The sequence below is a fragment of the Burkholderia sp. BCC0398 genome (genome assembly GCF_902833245.1).
GTDB lineage: Bacteria > Pseudomonadota > Gammaproteobacteria > Burkholderiales > Burkholderiaceae > Burkholderia > Burkholderia sola.
Map to the genome: position 1 here is coordinate 458143 of NZ_CADFEM010000006.1, position 17061 is coordinate 475203.

16 protein-coding genes and 1 pseudogene are annotated in these 17061 nt (G+C 68.9%); 6 read left to right on the forward strand and 11 right to left on the reverse strand.

Translation table 11 applies throughout. The features are described from left to right. Positions 1-19: 19 nt before the first annotated feature. Positions 20-775 carry a 4'-phosphopantetheinyl transferase superfamily protein gene (locus HWX76_RS16520; RefSeq protein WP_176016051.1) on the reverse strand — a complete coding sequence of 252 codons (756 nt, stop codon included), beginning with the start codon at positions 773-775 and terminating at the stop codon, positions 20-22. 123 nt (positions 776-898) lie between these two features. Continuing rightward, positions 899-1939, reverse strand: a complete 1041-nt coding sequence (locus tag HWX76_RS16525) for an alpha/beta fold hydrolase (RefSeq protein ID WP_124557629.1) — start codon at positions 1937-1939, stop codon at positions 899-901. A 185-nt stretch (positions 1940-2124) separates the two neighbouring features. Here HWX76_RS16525 and HWX76_RS16530 point away from each other — a divergent pair, with 185 nt between their 5' ends. The 3 genes from HWX76_RS16530 (at position 2125) to HWX76_RS36930 (ending at position 4577) form a co-directional block, all read left to right on the forward strand. Beyond that, complete coding sequence (locus tag HWX76_RS16530; RefSeq protein WP_089488608.1) at positions 2125-3066, forward strand: LysR substrate-binding domain-containing protein; 942 nt, start codon at positions 2125-2127, stop codon at positions 3064-3066. 165 nt (positions 3067-3231) lie between these two features. Beyond that, positions 3232-4464: an MFS transporter gene (locus HWX76_RS16535; RefSeq protein ID WP_050017993.1), complete on the forward strand. Its 1233-nt coding sequence runs from the start codon at positions 3232-3234 to the stop codon at positions 4462-4464. Beyond that, positions 4455-4577 carry a hypothetical protein gene (locus HWX76_RS36930; protein WP_050017994.1) on the forward strand — a complete coding sequence of 41 codons (123 nt, stop codon included), beginning with the start codon at positions 4455-4457 and terminating at the stop codon, positions 4575-4577. The genes HWX76_RS16535 and HWX76_RS36930 overlap by 10 nt, the downstream gene beginning before the upstream one ends. Before the next feature lie 22 nt (positions 4578-4599). Here HWX76_RS36930 and HWX76_RS16540 read toward each other — a convergent pair whose 3' ends face one another. Together HWX76_RS16540 and HWX76_RS16545 are read right to left on the reverse strand one after the other, a co-directional pair. Beyond that, the gene (locus tag HWX76_RS16540; protein WP_176016052.1) at positions 4600-6078 is read right to left on the reverse strand and encodes a deoxyribodipyrimidine photo-lyase; all 1479 of its coding nucleotides are present in this window, start codon (positions 6076-6078) and stop codon (positions 4600-4602) included. 327 nt (positions 6079-6405) lie between these two features. Continuing rightward, entirely contained in the window at positions 6406-7386 is a 981-nt protein-coding gene (locus tag HWX76_RS16545) for a hypothetical protein (RefSeq protein WP_050018010.1), read from the reverse strand. A gap of 571 nt (positions 7387-7957) precedes the next feature. On the opposite strand from HWX76_RS16545, the gene HWX76_RS16550 reads away from it, so the two are divergent. From HWX76_RS16550 to HWX76_RS16560, 3 genes and pseudogenes are all read left to right on the forward strand, one after another. Further along, a complete protein-coding gene (locus tag HWX76_RS16550) occupies positions 7958-9325 on the forward strand; it encodes an MFS transporter (protein ID WP_050017996.1) in 1368 nt (455 codons plus the stop codon). Then, positions 9312-10358 (forward strand): beta-propeller fold lactonase family protein, encoded by a 1047-nt coding sequence (locus tag HWX76_RS16555; protein ID WP_176016053.1) that lies wholly within the window; start codon positions 9312-9314, stop codon positions 10356-10358. The genes HWX76_RS16550 and HWX76_RS16555 overlap by 14 nt, the downstream gene beginning before the upstream one ends. Before the next feature lie 121 nt (positions 10359-10479). Next, positions 10480-10821: pseudogene (locus tag HWX76_RS16560) on the forward strand (fatty acid desaturase); the annotation flags it as partial. A 29-nt stretch (positions 10822-10850) separates the two neighbouring features. Here HWX76_RS16560 and HWX76_RS16565 read toward each other — a convergent pair. The 7 genes from HWX76_RS16565 to HWX76_RS16595 form a co-directional block, all read right to left on the reverse strand. Next, a complete protein-coding gene (locus HWX76_RS16565; protein ID WP_124631857.1) occupies positions 10851-11471 on the reverse strand; it encodes an HAD family hydrolase in 621 nt (206 codons plus the stop codon). Between the two features lie 121 nt (positions 11472-11592). Continuing rightward, the gene (locus HWX76_RS16570) at positions 11593-12465 is read right to left on the reverse strand and encodes a hypothetical protein (protein WP_176016054.1); all 873 of its coding nucleotides are present in this window, start codon (positions 12463-12465) and stop codon (positions 11593-11595) included. 51 nt (positions 12466-12516) lie between these two features. After that, a complete protein-coding gene (locus tag HWX76_RS16575; RefSeq protein ID WP_050018000.1) occupies positions 12517-13173 on the reverse strand; it encodes a TerD family protein in 657 nt (218 codons plus the stop codon). A 97-nt stretch (positions 13174-13270) separates the two neighbouring features. After that, positions 13271-14287, reverse strand: coding sequence for a DUF475 domain-containing protein (locus HWX76_RS16580; protein WP_050018001.1), 1017 nt, complete (start codon positions 14285-14287; stop codon positions 13271-13273). Between the two features lie 43 nt (positions 14288-14330). Beyond that, positions 14331-15071 (reverse strand): VWA domain-containing protein, encoded by a 741-nt coding sequence (locus HWX76_RS16585; RefSeq protein WP_050018002.1) that lies wholly within the window; start codon positions 15069-15071, stop codon positions 14331-14333. Between the two features lie 20 nt (positions 15072-15091). Further along, positions 15092-16189: a toxic anion resistance protein gene (locus tag HWX76_RS16590; protein WP_050018003.1), complete on the reverse strand. Its 1098-nt coding sequence runs from the start codon at positions 16187-16189 to the stop codon at positions 15092-15094. 352 nt (positions 16190-16541) lie between these two features. Further along, positions 16542-16958, reverse strand: a complete 417-nt coding sequence (locus HWX76_RS16595; protein ID WP_050018004.1) for a hypothetical protein — start codon at positions 16956-16958, stop codon at positions 16542-16544. Between the last annotated feature and the right edge of the window lie 103 nt (positions 16959-17061).

The following is a 17061-nucleotide window of genomic DNA, read 5'->3' on the forward strand; positions in this document are numbered from 1 at the left end:
GCGCCGCGTCGCGCTCGGCCTACGCGCGCGTCCACGCGACGCACGCCGCGTAGCCGGGCGCCGCATCGAGCCACGCCGCATCGAACGCCGCGACGCCGGCGGCGGGCGCGATCGGGTCGACGATCGTCGTCGCGGGTGTCGCCGAGTCGCGCGGCGGCACGACCGCGAACGCGCGCAGCCCGCCGACGATGCCGGTGCCGAGCGCCTTGAGCAGCGCCTCCTTCGCGGACCACACCCGCATGAATTCGCCCTCGCGCTCGCCGGACGGCAGATCGTCGAGATATGCGATCTCGGCGGGTGCGCACACTTCGCGCGTCAGCGCGCGCCAGTCCGTCGCGCGGTTGCAGCCCTCGATATCGACGCCGACGCGACCGGCCGGCACCCATGCGAGCAGCGCATGAGCGCCCGCATGCGACACGTTGAAGTCGAGCGACGCACGATGCGCAGGGTCCAGCGACGGCCGCCCCGCTGCGTCGACGACGATTGCGACCGCGCGCGGCGCGATGCCGAGCGCCGCGCCGAGCACGTCGCGCAGCGCGGCGCGCGTCGCGGCGCTGCGCACCCCATCCTCGTGCCGCAGGAAACGTGCGGCGCGGGCGCGCTCGTCGTCGCTCAGCGCCGCATACGCGGGCGACGCGAGCGGGACGCGCCAGTCGAAATCGATGCGCGCGATCCGCACGCCGGCGCGCGCGGCGGCGGGCGGCACGTCGAGTGCGTGCATGCGCCATGCGCGGGGCGTTTCAACGGGAGAAGCGGAATCGGACGGAATGGACATCGGCGCGCGGCAGTCTGTGCATGGGAGCGAAACGTCCGATGTTAATCGATCGCGGCGGCGTCCGGCTGCTGCTGCGGGCGCGCGACGCGAACGAGGCTGCGCGTCGCGCTCGCATACGCTGGGTCACCCGCTCGCCGCCCTGCCCGGCACGCCGCTCCCCGTCACTCGCCCGCGCGACGTCGGGTGCAGCGCGTGCACGACGCCCGGTGCATCGGCCGGCAGCACGCCGTGTTGCAGCCAGTACAACGCGACCGGCCACAGCGTGTCGGTGAAGCGGCTGTGGAAAAACGCGAAATGACCGATCGCGTCGACGCCGATGTCGGCCGGCGCGATCCGCAGATGCGTGACGTTGCTGCCCGTGTAGTAGCCGACCAGCCGCTCGATCGCGGCGACCGTGCCGAACGCGTCGTCGTCGATGCCGACCGCGAGCATCGGCGCCGACAGCCCCGCGAAGCGCGCCGGCAACGCGGCACGGCTCGCCGCGCCGTCGTCGAGCACGCTGCCGAGGTAGCCGTCCTCGAAACGCGGCCGCGAACGCGCCCACGACAGCGCGATACCGCGCGGCGTGTCCTCCATCCAGCCGAGCCGCTTCGCGGGCACGTAGCCGAACACGGCGGCGAGCGCGGGCATCGCGACATGCCACTTCCACCACATGCGGCGCCGCTCAGCGGGCAAATAGTCGCGCCAATACGCGTACTGCGCGCCGACGGTCACCGCATGCCGCACGTGCACGTTCGATGCCGCGAGGCCGAGCACGCAGCCGCCGATGCTGTGCGCAACCACATCGAGCGGCTGGCCCGGAAACGCGTCGCGCGCATAGTGCAGCGCGGCTTCACAATCGAGCCGTCCCCAGTCGAGCCAGTTCGCGCGCAGCTTCGCGAGCTGCGCCGGACGCGATCCGCCGATACCGCGATAGTCGTAGACGAGCACGTCGCGCCCTTGCGCGAACAGCCAGGCCGCGAAACGAAAGTAGTAGTCGCAGCGCACCGACGTCGCGCAGTTGATGACCGTCACGGGCCGCGCTGCGGCGGCGCCGCGATGGCGCCACACGTGGCCGCGCAGTTCGTAGCCGTCGGCTGCCCGCAGCGTCACGGGTTCGGGCGGCAATGCGCCCGCCGCGCGACTGCCCTGCGCTGCGCCGCTTTCCTCGTTCGAAATCGTCATCGTGTCTCCTGTCGGTCCGAGTTAGCGCTTTAGCGCTTACTCGGATCCCACGCATAGCGGTCGGTCCGAGTTGGCGCGTCAACGCTGACTCAGCCTCCCCGTCCGCAACCAACCCGCCTCCATTGAACTTGACGCGTGCCGCGTTCTCAACCAATCTTGCTGCTCCGTTCGCATGAGTCACGCGCATGTCAACGCCACTCGTCCGCCTCCCGTCGCTCGATCTCGTCCGCGGCTTCGTCGCCGTCGGCCGCCGCATGAGCATCACGCTCGCCGCGCAGGATCTGTGCGTCACGCAGTCGGCGGTCAGCCGCCAGGTCCATGCGCTCGAAGCGCATCTCGGCGTGACGTTGCTGCAGCGCGGCTACCGAAAGATTTCATTCACGCCGGAAGGCGAGCGACTGTTCCGCGTCGCCGATGCGGCGCTGCACGGCCTGCAGGACACCGTCGCGTCGCTCGCCGCCGCGCGCGAGCGCCAGCCCGTGACGATCACCGCCAGCATCGGCGTGACCGCGCTGTGGTTGCTGCCGCGGCTCGGCCGGCTGCAGGCGCGGCTGCCCGAAATCGACCTGCGCGTCGCCGCGAACGACAAGGTACTCGATTTGCGCGCGGAGGGCATCGACCTCGGCATCCGCTACTGCCCGCGCGAGCGCGCGCCGGCCGGCGCGCTGCGCCTGTTCGACGAGATCGTCATGCCGGTCGGGCATCCCGCGCTCGCCGCGCGGCCGGTCACGAGCGCGGCCGCGATCGTCGATCACGTGCTGCTCGAATTCGACGGGCCGCCGCAACCGCAGTTGCAGTGGCACGCGCACCTGCACGCGGCCGGGCTCGGCGACGCGCGCCCGAAAGGCGTGCTGCGCTTCAACCAGTACGATCAGGTGATCCAGGCCGCGATCGCCGGCCAGGGCATCGCGCTCGGCCGGCTCGCGCTCGTCGCGCCGATGCTCGCCGACGGCCGGCTCGCGGTGCTCGGGCCGCACACGCAGACGCTGTCGGAAACGTACGGCTACTGGCTGTTCCAGCACGATCCGGCCCCGCGCCGCGAAGTCGCCGACGTGCGCGACTGGATGCTCGCCGAAGCGGCCGAATGCGATGCGTCGATGCACGCGCACGACATGACGTCGGCCTGAGCCGACGGTGCGGATGCGCGTGACCGCGGACAGCCGACGTCGCCCCTTCGCATTCCCGTCACGCATGCCAACCTGACCGAATGATCGCTTGAGCGACGACCGCCCCGCTCGTCTAATCGGATCGAGCGCGACCGTTTCGCCGCGCGCCTTCATCCGGAGACACGCATGACCCCGATCGAGCAGGAAGTCCGGCGCCGCTGGCTGCCCGTGCTGGCAGGCGGCCTGATCATGGGCGCCGCGCTCGGCATCCGGCACGTGCAGGGCCTGTTCCTCGCGCCCGTGTCGCTCGACCACGGCTGGTCGCGGGAGGCGTTCGGGCTCGCGCTGGCGTTGCAGAACCTGATCTGGGGCGTCGCGCAACCGTTCACCGGGATGATCGCCGACCGCTTCGGCTCGGTGCGCGTGATCGTCGCCGGCATGCTGCTGTACGCGGTCGGGCTCGTCACGATGGCGCAGGCGGCCACGACCGGCGTGTTCACGGTCGGCGCCGGGCTCGTGATCGGCATCGCGCTGTCGGGCTCGGCGTTCGCGTCGATCTACGGCGCGCTGAGCCGCCTGTTCCCGCCCGATCGGCGCGGCTGGGCGCTCGGGGTTGCCGGCGCGATCGGCGGGCTCGGCCAGTTCTGCATGGTGCCCGTCGCACAGGAACTGATCGGCGGCATCGGCTGGCGGCACGCGTTCATCGCGCTGGCGCTCGTCGCCGCGTTGCTCGCGCCGCTCGCCGTGCTGCTGCGCGACCGGCCCGCGCAGGCGGCGGGCGCCGCCGCCGGCCCCGAACAGTCGATCGGTGAAGCCGTGCGCGAGGCGTTCGCGCATCGCGGCTTCTGGCTGCTGAACGCGGGCTTCTTCGCGTGCGGCTTCCAGCTCGCCTTCATCGCGACGCACCTGCCCGCGTACCTGCTCGACCACGGGCTGCCGGCGCGCCATGCGAGCGTCGCGCTCGCGCTGATCGCGCTGACCAACGTGGCCGGCACCTATGCGTGCGGCCATCTGGGCGGGCTGCTGCGGCGCAAGTACGTGCTGTCCGTGCTGTATCTCGTGCGTGCGCTCGCGATGGCCGCGTTCGTCGCCGCGCCGCTGTCGCCCACGAGCGTCTACGTGTTCGCGGCCGTGATGGGCTTCACGTGGCTCGGCACGGTCCCGCTGACGAACGGCGTGATCTCGCAGATGTTCGGCGTGCGCTACATCGCGACGCTGTTCGGCTTCGTATTCTTCGGCCACCAGCTCGGCAGCTTCTTCGGCGTGTGGCTCGGCGCGCTCGTGTACGACGCGACGCATTCGTACCTGCCGCTGTGGATCGGCTCGATCGCGCTCGGCGTGCTCGCGGCGCTACTGCACCTGCCGATCGACGACGCGCGCGTCGCGCGCCCGGCATCGGGGAACGCGGCATGGGCATGATGCGCGCGGCGCTGGCCGCCGGCACGCTCGCGTTCGTCGCGTGGTGCGGCGCGGCCTACTTCGATGCGGGCGTCGCCTACGCGCTGCTCGAGCACGTCGCCTTCTGCAATTGATGCGGCAAACCGGAGCGGACGGTCAGCGGCGCTTCGGCAACGTGGCCAGCGCATCGAGCGCACGGGCGCGCGCGGCCGAGTGCTCGACGAGCGGCGCCGGATAGTCGACGCCGAGCCGTACGCCGGCCGCTTCGAGCGCCAGCGGCGACGCTTCCCAAGGTGCGTGGATCGATGCGTCGTCGAGGCCGGCGAGCTCGGGCACCCAGCGCCGCACGTACGCGCCGTCCGGGTCGAACTTCTGCCCCTGCGCGACCGGATTGAAGATGCGGAAATACGGCGCGGCGTCGGCGCCGCAGCCGGCCACCCATTGCCAGCTCGCCGCGTTGTTCGCGGGATCGGCGTCGACCAGCGTGTCGCGGAACCACGCTTCGCCCGCGCGCCAGTCGATCAGCAGGTGCTTGATCAGGAACGACGCGACGACCATCCGCACGCGGTTGTGCATCCAGCCGGTCGTCCACAGTTCGCGCAGGCCCGCATCGACGAGCGGATAGCCGGTCCGCCCGCGCTGCCACGCGCGTAACGCGGCGGGATCGTCGCGCCACGGCATCGCATCGAACTGCGCGCGGAAGTTGTCGGTCGCGAGCGCCGGGAAGTGATACAGCAGCGTGTAGCTGAATTCGCGCCAGCCGAGCTCGCTCAGGAACTTGTCGGCGTGCGCCGCGTACGCCGCGCCGCCTGCGTGCGCGGCGCCCTGCACCGCATGCCACACCTGTCGCGGCGACACGTTGCCGAAGCGCAGGAACGGCGACAGCCGGCTCGTCGCGGGGCGATCGGGACGGTCGCGCGCATCCGCATAGCCGGCGAGCGCGGTCGTCACAAACGTATCGAGCTGTGCGTGCGCGCCGGCTTCGTCGGGCGCCGGCCACGCGTCGCGCAGACCGCCGGCCCAGTCCGGCGCAGGCGGACGCAACGCAAGTGCGTCGAGCGACAGCGCACGGTCGCGCACGGCTTGCGACCATGGATGAAACGCGATCCGCTCGGGCGCCGGCAGCGGCGCGGCGACCGTGCGATCGCGGCGCGCCGCGCGCCAGTACGCGGTGAAGACCTGGTACGGGCCGCCGCTGCCCGTCAGCACCTCCCACGGCTCGTTCAACAGGCTGCCGTTGCTGCTCTCGACCGTCACGCCGCGCGCCTTGAGCGATGCCTTCAGCGCCGCGTCGGCGTCGCGCTGCGGCTGCGCATAACGGCGGTTCCAGTACACGGCGGCCGCGCCCGTGTCGCCGACGACGCGCTCGATCTCGCGCTGCGCGTCGCCGCGCAGCAGCAGCAGGCGCCCGCCATGCCGCGCGAGCGCGGCGTCGAGCCCGGCCAGCGACCCGTGCAGCCACCAGCGCGCCGCGCCGCCGAGCGCGGGTCCGGCGCCGGCGCCCGTGTCGTCGACGAACACGCAGACGAGCGGCCGGCCGGATTCGACCGCGCGCGTCAACGCGGGCTGATCGGTCACGCGCAGATCGTCGCGGAACCAGACGATCGCGGGGGCAACGGACGGCTTGGCAGACACGGGCAGGCACCTCGATGACGAAAGCAAAGGGAGACGCGTATTGTCGCGGCTGCGCTGCGCGGTGTCGACGCCGGTCGTCACGGCCGGCACGCCACGGCGACACCGAACGCGACCGCACGATCCACTTCAATTCAAAGGAAGTCGTGCTGCCGGACGGCCGCACGCACGGCATGTTGCTCTGACGGTGTTGCACGTCGAACGGTTCGGGCACACCGCACACCGCGCACGGTCGACGCAACGCCGAACGCAGCGAGCCACGCTGCGGCTGCCCGACGGTCGTCCGTGCCCGCCGAGGCGACCGGCTGATCCGGTCAACGATGCATCGCGTCAATCGAGCCGGAACGTGGCCTCGAAGCGCTCCGCAAACGCATCGAACTCGGCTTCCGGCAGATGGTTGATGCCGCCTGCGCACTTGCGCCCGCCCCCGGTCGCGAAGCCGCGGCAGAACTCGTCCGCGCCGATCGGCCGGCCGTCGGGCACGCGTACGCTGACGACGAGCCCGCCGCCCGCGCGCGGCGACAGCACCGCGAGCGCCGCATGCGGCGCGTCGCGCATTCGCTCGTTCGCGAGCATGCCGGTCGCGCGCCGCGCCCACGGATGATCGGGCATCCGGACCAGCGTTGCGCCCGGCACCTCGCGCAGCGGCGCGAGCGCGCACGCGCGCGCCATGTCGTCGCGGTAGCCGTCGCGCAACGCGGCGAACACGGCCGTCCCGCGCACGAAATCGAACGGATCGACGCATGGCAGCATCGCGTCCGCGAGCGCCGCCGGATCGAAGTGCAGATCGCCGACGCACTCGCCGTAGGCGTTGTAGTTCAGATAGCGCCCGAGTTCGGCGAGCACGCCCCGCTCGGCTTCGTCGACGCCGTGCTCGCGCGCCAGCGCCTCGCCGAGCGCCGGCAGTTCGTCGCCGAACGCCGCGACGATCGCCCAGCGCGCGTACCGGCCGTCGAGATGGCGGTTCACGATCGCGCTCGTACAGACGTCGGCCGCCATGTCGATATGCGCGTCGAAGCGCGGATGGTCGGGCAGCTCGCCGGCAAAGTGATGGTCGAAGTAACGGACCGTCGCGCCGTCGCGCAGCAGCCGCGCGCACGCGTCGCGGTTCTGGTCGTGCGACACGTCGAGCACGGTGACGATGTCGTCGGCGCCCGCGTCGATGCGCTCGAGCAGCCTGATGTCGCGCTTCACGCCGGTCACGAGCGTGCCGTGCACGCGTTCCGCGAGCCGCAGTTGCTGAAGCGCGCACAGGCCGTCCGCGTCGCCGTTGAACGCGAAGACATGCCGCGCGTACTGGTTGTCCTGCATGATCCGTTGCTCCATCGTCAACGCATGAAATCCGCCGTTCGCGCAACTGGCGTGCACGCCGAACGCGCGCGCCAAGTATTGTGCCGCAACCGCGCGCGCCTTCGATACAGCGTAGCGGCGCTGCCCTGCAAACGGCTTGCGGGTCGCCTGCATGTCGTTCGCCACGAGCGCACTGTTGCCGCTTTATGCGCAGCACGACTTCCCGCTTGAGCGCCGTCGTGCGAAACACACGGATATCGGGCAGTGCGCCGTCGGTCGGTTCTCTCGCCCGGCTCCCTCAACGTACCGGGCACGAATGCATCGCCTCGATCCCGAGCTTTCACGCCGAGGCGGGCCCGCGCCGCACCTGACGGTCGACGCAATGTCGTTTTATGTCATACGTCATCAGATGTGAAAACTTCCGCTTTCCATCGCCTGATTTCTCCAAAACCAAGAAAATTTCCGGGTAAACCCGCGGCGTCATCGCCAACGCACCGGCGTACCATGTCATACGACGACGTACTACATAAACTGCCACCCGGACGCGACGCGGGCTACCGCCCCGTCCGCGGCCGCCCGACCGGAGACACCGTTGAACCCGCCCTCGTCCGCCCTGCCCGGCCGCGACCCGCTCGCGTCCGCCGTCTCGAAAGTGAAGTGGCACGTGCTGCCGCTCGTGCTGATCATGTTCATCGCGAACTACATCGACCGCGTGAACGTCGGCTTCGTCGATCGCCATCTCGAAGCGTCGATCGGCATCGGCGCGGCCGCGTACGGGCTCGGCGCCGGGTTGTTCTTCGTCGGCTACGCGCTGTTCGAAGTGCCGTCGAACCTGCTGATGCAGCGCTACGGCGCGCGCATCTGGCTCGCGCGGATCATGGCGACGTGGGGCATCGTCGCGGCCGCGATGGCGTTCGTGTGGAACGACACATCGTTTTATGCGCTGCGCTTTCTGCTCGGCGCCGCCGAGGCCGGCTTCTTCCCCGGCGTCGTGCTGTACCTGTCGCAATGGCTGCCGCCGCAGGAACGCGGCAAGGCGATGGCGATCTTCCTCGGCGGCTCCGCGTTCGCGTCGGTGCTGTCCGGGCCCGTCACCGGCGCACTGCTGTCGATCCGCGGCTTCGGCCTCGCAGGCTGGCAGTGGATGTTCCTGATCGAAGGGCTGTTCTCGGTCGCGCTGTGCGGCGCGAGCTGGTTGCTGCTGAAATCGCATATCCGCGACGCGACGTGGCTCACGCCGGAAGAACGCACGGCGCTCCAGAACGCGCTCGACGACGAGCGCGCGACGCGCGACGTCCGCTCGAACGTGCCGGTGCGCGCGACCACGCTGCTGCGCGATCCGCAAATCATGCTGTTCTGCTTCCTGTACTTCTCGATCCAGCTGACGATCTACGCGGCCACGTTCTGGCTGCCGACCATCATCCGCAAGATGGGCGGCCTCACCGATTTCCAGGTCGGCCTGTACAACACGATTCCGTGGATGATCGCGATCGGTGCGATGTACGGCTTCGCGGTGCTGTCGTCGAAGTGGAAGCATCCGCAGCGCTGGCTCGCGTTCGCGCTCGTGCTTGCCGCGTGCGGACTGTTCGCATCGACGTCGCCGAATCCGGTGTGGTCGTTCGCGTCGATCTGCTTCGCCGCGCTCGGTTTCAAGGCAGCGGCGTCGCTGTTCTGGCCGATCCCGCAGGGCTATCTCGACACGCGCGTGGCCGCGGCCGTGATCGCGCTGATCAACTCGGTCGGCAACCTCGGCGGCTTCGTCGCGCCGACGGCCTTCGGCTATCTGAAGCAACATACGGGTTCGATCACGGGCGGGCTGTATGCGCTCGCGATCGCTTCGCTCGTCGCCGCGGTCGCCGCGCTGTTCGCGCGCACGCATCGGCGCAGCGATCCGCCGCGCGGCCGGCCGGCCGACGAATCCTTCACGCACGCTTCGATGCTCCGCCATGCCGAACACTGACCGCCTGACCGTCGTCGTCTCGAATGCCGTCGACGGCGACCTCGCCACGTTCTCCCTCGCCGGCGACGGCACGCTCGCGCCGCTCGCCCGTTATCCGGCCGCCGACGCCGCAATGCCGATCGCCGTGCAGGCCGACCGCGCGCGGCTCTACGTCGCGACGCGCGGCGAGCAGCCGACGATCGTCGCGTTCCGCGTCGCCGCCACGGGCGCGCTCGTGCGCATCGGCGCGACCGCGATCGACGCGAGCCATGCGTACCTGTCGCTCGACCGCAGCGGCCGCTGGCTGCTCGGCGCGTCGTACGGCGGCAGTTCGCTGAGCCTCTACGACGCGGCGCGCGTGCGCGACGGCGACGGCACGCCGCTGCAAGTCGCGGGCGGCATCGCGAACGCGCATGCGGTGATCGTATCGCCGGACAACCGCTTCGCGTACGTCAGTTCGCTGGGCTCGGATCGGGTGTTCGGCTTTGCGCTCGTCGAGGACGCCGCCGGCGTGCGCGCGGTCGAACACGGCGAAACGCGCGTGCCGGCCGGCTTCGGCCCGCGTCACCTGCGGTTCGCGGATGACGGCCGCACGCTGGTCGTCGTCAGCGAATTCCGGGGAACGCTCGCGACCTTCGCGCGCGACGCCGACACCGGCCGGCTCGGCGACCCGCACGTGAGCGCGCGCCATCCGGCTGTCGCCGAACTCGCGCAAGGCCATGCGCGCCCGCCCGCTCCCGCCGAACCGTCCGTGTGGGCCGCCGATCTGCACCTGACGCCCGACGAGCGCTTCGCGTACGTCAGCGAGCGCACGTCGAGCCGGTTGCTCGGCTATCGCCGCAACGAAGACGGCACGTTCGAGCCCACCCACGCGACACCCACCGAGACCCAGCCGCGCGGGTTCGCGATCGATCCGTCGGGACGCTGGCTCGTCGCCTGCGGCGAACAGTCGGAACACGTGGCCGTGTATGCGATCGCGCCGGACGATGGCACGCTGTCGCCGCACGCGCGCGTGCCGGGCGGACGCGGCGCGAACTGGATCGCGATCGTCTGACGGTCTGAAAAAGATTCGGCGCCTGCGCGGGAACCGACACCCCGATGCCGGTGCGACGTTCAGCGCCGCTCGCTCGGCGCAACGCCCGTCCAGCGCTTGAACGCGCGCGTGAAATTGGCAGCCGAACTTCCTGCGCAGCTTCTGCATCAACTTCGTCAGCTCGAACATGCATTATTTCGGCGACATCGATTCGCGCAACGTGATCCAGCAGACGCAGGTGCTGAACCCGTGGTGGATGCTGCCGTTCCAGCTGTTCTGCTTCAATTTCGGCAGCACGCACGCGATCCATCACTTCGTGGTGCGCGATCCGTTCTACATCCGGCAACTGACCGCGCGCACCGCGCATGCGGCATTACGCGAAGTCGGCGTGCGCTTCAACGACGTCGGCACGTTCGCGCGCGCGAATCGCTGGGGCGGCTATCGTCCGCCGCGCGGCACGCACAGCGCGCAGGCCGACGCGTAACGCCGGCGGCGCGCGACATCAGCGCGGCCTCAATCGCCGATCGGCGGCATTGGTCCCTGGCCGCGGATCCACGACCAGTTCGCGAGCTCGGCCATCTCCTTGTCGCCGCGGCTGTCGCCGTACGCGAACAATTGCTTCGGCGGCCGGTTGCCCCACCACCCGCGCAGCCGCACGACCTTCTGCGGCCCCCAGCAGTTCTCGCCGTCGAGCCGGCCGGCGAAGATGCCGCGCTCGAACGCGAGCCGCGTCGCGAGCACCGCGTCGAAGCCGGCCGTCTTGGCCCACTTCTCCAGATACAGCGACGGCGACGCGCTGACCAGCACGACTTCATGCCCGCGCGCGCGATGTTCGCGAACGCGCTCGAGCATTTCCGGACGCACGAGCCTCGGCAGATCACTGTCGACGAACCTGCGCGCCTGGGCATCGAGCGCGTCCTCGCGGATCGGCCCGAACGCGAACGACGCGAACTTCGCCTTCGCGTCGCCGCGCGACAGCAGCCCGGCCTTCATCGCGACGATCCACGGCAGCGCGCGCAGCCCGGCCCACGCGAAACGCGGCGTGCCGACCGTCTGGCGGACGAAATGGCGAAAGCTGTCGGTAGTCGTGATGGTGCCGTCGAAATCGAAGGCGGCGACGATGCGGTCGGTCATGAAGAATCGGCGGGAAAGCGATGAGATGCCCGGGAAGATAGCAGACTCGCGGCCCCACGCGAAACCGTATCGCCCGACACGAGACCGCGCGCGGCGAAGCGCATGCGGTCGAGTCGTTCGCTCAGCGCGACGGCCGCGCGGCAAGCGCCGCCGGCAGCACGACGTTCATCAGGTGATCGGCGCGCGACAGCAGGTCGGTCACGCGCTCGTCCAGCCCGCGCAGTTGCGCCGGCTGCATCCGGATCTGCTGGGCGGCCTGCCCGACGATGTTGCGGCGGTCGAACAGCGTACGCTCGACGCCTGCATCGTCCGGCGCCCGCACGACGTCCGACACCGCGCTCAGCGCCGCGAGCACGACCACGAGGTTTTCCTCCGCATGGCGGACCTTCGCGGCGAGTTCCTCAGTGCGGCGCGGGAAAAAACCGAGCGACTGCTTCAGCGCGCCGAGCGCCGCGCGGTAGTCGACATGGCTGGACGTCCCACCGAACCAGCGTTCGAACATGCCGGCCTTGCGCGTCGCCTGCGCGAGCATTCCGGCCATCATGTCGGCCGCGCCGAGTTCGTTGAATTCGCGCGTCGTCGCCGCGACGGCTTCGACGAGGTTGCCGGCCGTCTCCAGCGCGCCGTCGCCGATCGTCGCGACCGTCGCGAGCTTCAGCGGCACCAGTTGCCGGATATGCCGCTCGATGCGCGGCGCGTAGTCCGGATAGAGATTCGGAAAGCTGGCCTGGGCGGCGCGGAAGCACGCTTCGAGCTGCGGATGGTTCGATTCGCCGAACAGCGCACGGCCGATGGCGTCGGCGGGCGCCGCGCGCACGGCTTGATCGGGGGCGGGCGCCGGCCCGAAATCGAGCGCCTGCGGGACGGGCCGCGCCGGCGCACGCGCGACCGGCGCACCGGGCGCGGCCGGCGCGTCGAACGCAAGACGCCCGGGCGTGCGCTCGGGCGTCGTATCGAACTCGAGCCGTTTCGGCTCGTCGGACGGATTCGTCATCGCTGCTTCCTGCCCGGCGCGGCGGTGTTTCGCGCGCCGGGCTGCCGCCCGTCAGACCGCGCCGCCGTACGCGCGGACGAAATCGCCGAGGCCGCGGTTGTAGCCCGCGCCGACCGCCTTGAACATGAAGTGGCCGTCGCGACGATAGAAGCTGCCGACCTGCACCGACGTCTCCATCGAGAAGTCCTCCTCGAGCGCGTACTTCGCGATCACCGCGCCCGACACCTCGTCGGCGATCTGGATGTAGCTGTTGCGAACCTGCCCGAAATTCTGGCGGCGCGCTTCGGCCTGGTCGATCGTCACGACCACCGAGATTTCCTCGACGTCGGCCGCGAGCTTCGTGATGTCGATGAAGATCACTTCGTCGTCGCCGTCGCCACTGCCCGTGCGGTTGTCGCCGCTATGCACGACGCCCAGGCACTTCGACGAAGGCATCCCCCGCTTCGGGAAATCGTCGCCCGGCTGAATGAAGGTTTCCTTGCGCTCCATCGTCCGCACTTCGCTGTTGTAGAACACGAAATGCTGATCCGAGATCAGTTTCGGATTGCTCTGCGCGTCGTACTTGCACAGGAACACCGACACGTCGAGATCGAAATCCGTACCCGTGTCCGTCGCGTTCGCGTCCCAACCGAGACCGATGCGGAATTTCTGCGTGCCGGGCGCTTCCTTCGACAGGTTGACGCGACCGCCTTTCGACAAATTGATCATCTGAACCTCTTCTGCTGGAACCGCCGTTGCGCCGGCGGCGATGCCGGGCCGCGCGCGGCGGCCCCTTCGTGGATGGTTTTCGTGCCGCGTGACGCGCTTACTTGCCCGCCACCGCCGCGCGGTCTTCCTTGCGCTGCACGACGATCGACGACCACACGGCCGCGGCGATCATCGCCGCGCCGACCAGGCCCGTGACGACCTCGGGCACCTCGAGCTTCACGCCGAGGAACATGATGGTCGCGAGCGCGCCGATCGCCCAGAACGCACCGTGTTCGAGATAGCGGTACTGCGCGAGCGTGCCTTTCTTCAGCAGCACGAGCGTCATTTCCCGGATGTAGGCCGCACCGACGCCCAGGCCGAGTGCGATCAGGAAGATGTTGTTCGACAGCGCGAATGCGCCGATCACGCCGTCGAAGCTGAACGACGAATCGAGCACTTCCAGATACATGAAGCCCGCGACGCCTTCTCGCACCACGCGCGTGCCCGTGTCCTCGCCGCCGACCAGGTCGCCCACGCCGTGCGCGATCACGAAGCCGATCACGCCGAACGCGCCCGCGAGCAGGAAGTTCACCTGCTCGGTAGCCGGCACGTAGAACGACGCGACGATCACGATCGCGAGCGTCAGCGCCACTTCCAGCGCGGTGATGCGGCCGAGATGGCGCATCGGGCCTTCGAGGAAGCCGATCCAGTGCTCGTCCTTCTCGGTGTCGAGCATGAACTTGAAGAACACCATCAGCAGGAACGCGCCGCCGAACGCCGACACCTCGTGATGCGCGGACGTCAGCACTGCCGCGTACTTGTCCGGCGATTCGACCGCGAGCGTCAGCGCGTCCCACAGGCCGATGTGGCCGATCACCGCGACGATCAGCAGCGGGAACACGAGCCGCATGCCGAACACCGCGACCGGCAGGCCGAACACCATGAAGCGGTTGCGCCACTTCTCCGACCAGTTCTTGAGCACCGATGCGTTGACGACCGCGTTGTCGAGCGACAGCGAAATTTCGAGCACGCACAGGACCGCGACGATCAGCATGTCCTTCACGCCGCCGAGGAGATAGGCCGCGATCAGCGCGAGCGCGGTGAGCGACAACGGGATCTTGAAGTCTTTCAACATGATGGAGTAATCGAGTTCAGAAAAATGGGCAGGCGGGACGCGCTTACTTCGCGCGCACCCAGTCGCAGAATTCCTGCGTGATCAGGTGTTCGTAGATCTGTTCGTCGCTGAGATCGAGCGATTCGAGATGCAGGAAGCCGACGTTCGGCATTTCGTCCGCCACTTCCGCGAGAAAGTCGAATTCGCTCGGATCGCCGACGCCGACGAGCGACCAGTACAGCGGGAAGTGCTGCGATTCGGCCAGCAGCTGGCGCACGCGCTTGCGGTCGTTCTTCGGGTTCTGGCCGTCGGTGACGAACAGCACCCATGCGGGCAGATGGCCGTTCGCGGGCGCCGCAGCGGCCGGCGCGAGCGTGTCGTCCGCACCGCCGAACAGCCGGCTGAGAAAGCCGCGCTTTTCCTCGCGCTTCGGCTCCGGCGCACGGAAGAAGAAATCGACGATGTCGTTCATCACCGGTGCGTACTGCGTGCCGCCCCACTTTTCGATCCGTGCATTGAGCACGTGATCGGAAATGTACGAGCCGTAGTTGTCCGGCGTCGCGGTCGGCAGGCGGTCGTAGCCTTCGGTGAAGGTCCACGTGTCGACCTCGCCGTTGTCGTCGAACTTCAGTGCAATGCCGAGAATGCGGTCGTGCGTCTCCTGGATCACGCCCGACTGGTACAGCGGCTTCGCGGAACCCGAGATGTCGAGCGCCGCGCCGACGCGCACGACCGGCGGCTTCAGGATCTGACGTTTTTCGAGGACGATCGCGACCTTCGCCGCGCGTTTCTCAAGCGTAATCATGCGGTGTTCTCTCAGTTCTCTTAGTTGTGCTTCGGAGCGAATCGGGTGATCAGGTCCTGTTCGAGCTGGCGCAGGCGCGGCGCGTCCTGCTCGCGCTGGCGGCGTCCGTCGGCGATGATCTGCGTGATGTCGTCGAACGCGCCGAACAGCTGCTGCTGCGCGTATTCGAACGTGTCGGTCGAGATCACCGGACGCTGGCCGAGCTTCGCGACTTCCTGCGCGTTCTGGCGATTCAGGTCGGCCTGCGCGCGGATCGCCTCGTCGGCCGCGTCGTACGTCGCGTTCGCGAGCGCCGCCGCGCGCTTCGTGCCGAGCTGTTCGAGGTAGAGCGCGAACGCGTTGGTCCACGCGGGGATCAGCACGGTCTTGATCGTCATGAACTTCGACGTCAGCGTGCGTTTCTGGTCCTGCTCCATCCGGATCTGCGGCGCGAGCTGCTTCGACATCAGCATCGCGCGGTCGAGATCGTCGAGCTTGCTTTCGAGCGCGTCGATCTTGCGCTTCACGTCGAGCAGGCGCTGTGCGGCGAACGCATCGTCCGCCGGCTGCTGGCCGGCCGCCAGATGCGCGCGCAGCGCCGCAAGCGCCGTTTCGCCGTGCGCCTTCGACTGCGCGAGTTCCTGGTGCAGCGCGTAGTTGTCGTTGTACATCCGCTCGAGCTCGTCGATGCCGGCCTTCTGGCGCTGCGCATGGTTTTCGAGCTCGACGACGAGCGTGTCCATCCGCTTGCTCACCGATTCGTACTGCGACAGCAGCTTCTCCTTGGTCGAGCGGAACAGCCGCGTGACCTGCGTGAGCAGCCCGCCCTTGTCGGCGCCGCGCGGGTCGAGCCCTTTAGCGGTCGCGATCAACTCGTTGAGCTTGTCGCCGAACTGGTCGGCGTCCGACGCGCGGACGCTCGCGAGGATCTGCTGGGAGAAGGCGGCGATCCGCGTGCCCTGTGTCGCGCCGAGCTGGTCGATCTCGTCGACGGTGATCAGGCGCGCGTGTTCCGTCGGCTGCGCGGCCGGCACGGCGACGTTGGCGACGGCGGCCGGGGCGGCGATGGGCGACAAAGACGGCGTGGAAGGACGATCGCTGACCGCATCGGATTTGTTGTCGTCGAATAGCGGCTTCATGTGGCTACCACGTTTCCTTTTCTGCTTTTTGCTACGTGTTGTCGTGCGCGCGAGGCGCGCTTGCGCGGTGCCGTCGGTGCTCTCTCACGGGCGGCAGACCGGACAATAAAGGGCGACGATGCATGGCGTCAAGGGAAGGATTTCTTTCAATTTCCATTCATTTTGTAATGTCGTGAACGCGCGCGAGGCGCGGACGTCGCCATTCCTGCCGCCATGTGCGTAGGGCACGCACGATCGGCGCGCATCAAAACTTACACGCCCGATCAAAGTGAAAGAGAAATGAAATAGACGATTTTTGCAGATGTGGCGCGGGCCCCTCTGGCATGAAATGCGCGTGCTCGTCGGTCGCGCGTCAGCGATCCCGCACGCGATGCATGCCGAGCCGAGACCGGACGAACGGCACCGATAAGTCACGAATCGTGAAATCCCATCGTCCGTCGATACCGACAAAAGTCGTGCTGAAATGCCGGTCGTCGGCCCACGTCATCTCGTCCAGATGGCACGACGCATACATCGCACCGACCGTGCGCTGCGCGAGCACCTTCAGCGGCCCCTTCGACACGAGCGTAAACGTGACCGCTTCCTCGAACGAGCAGTCGTAGTCGGTGACAAGCAGAAACGCGGCCGGCGTCTCGAACTGGCGCAGCAGCACGTAACCGGAAACGGCGAGACCGGAACGCACGCCATCCACGAGCACATCGGTGCGCGCCGGCCACGCTTCATACGGCCCGTCGTGCGTTGCGAGCGCGAAGCGGTCGACCGGCTTCATCACCGCGCTGCCCTAGTGTCCTGTTCCGCTGATTCGCGAGCAAAGTCGATGCAGCTTTTCGAGGATCGAATCGGCTGACGCGGTCCAGACGAAGGGTTTGCAG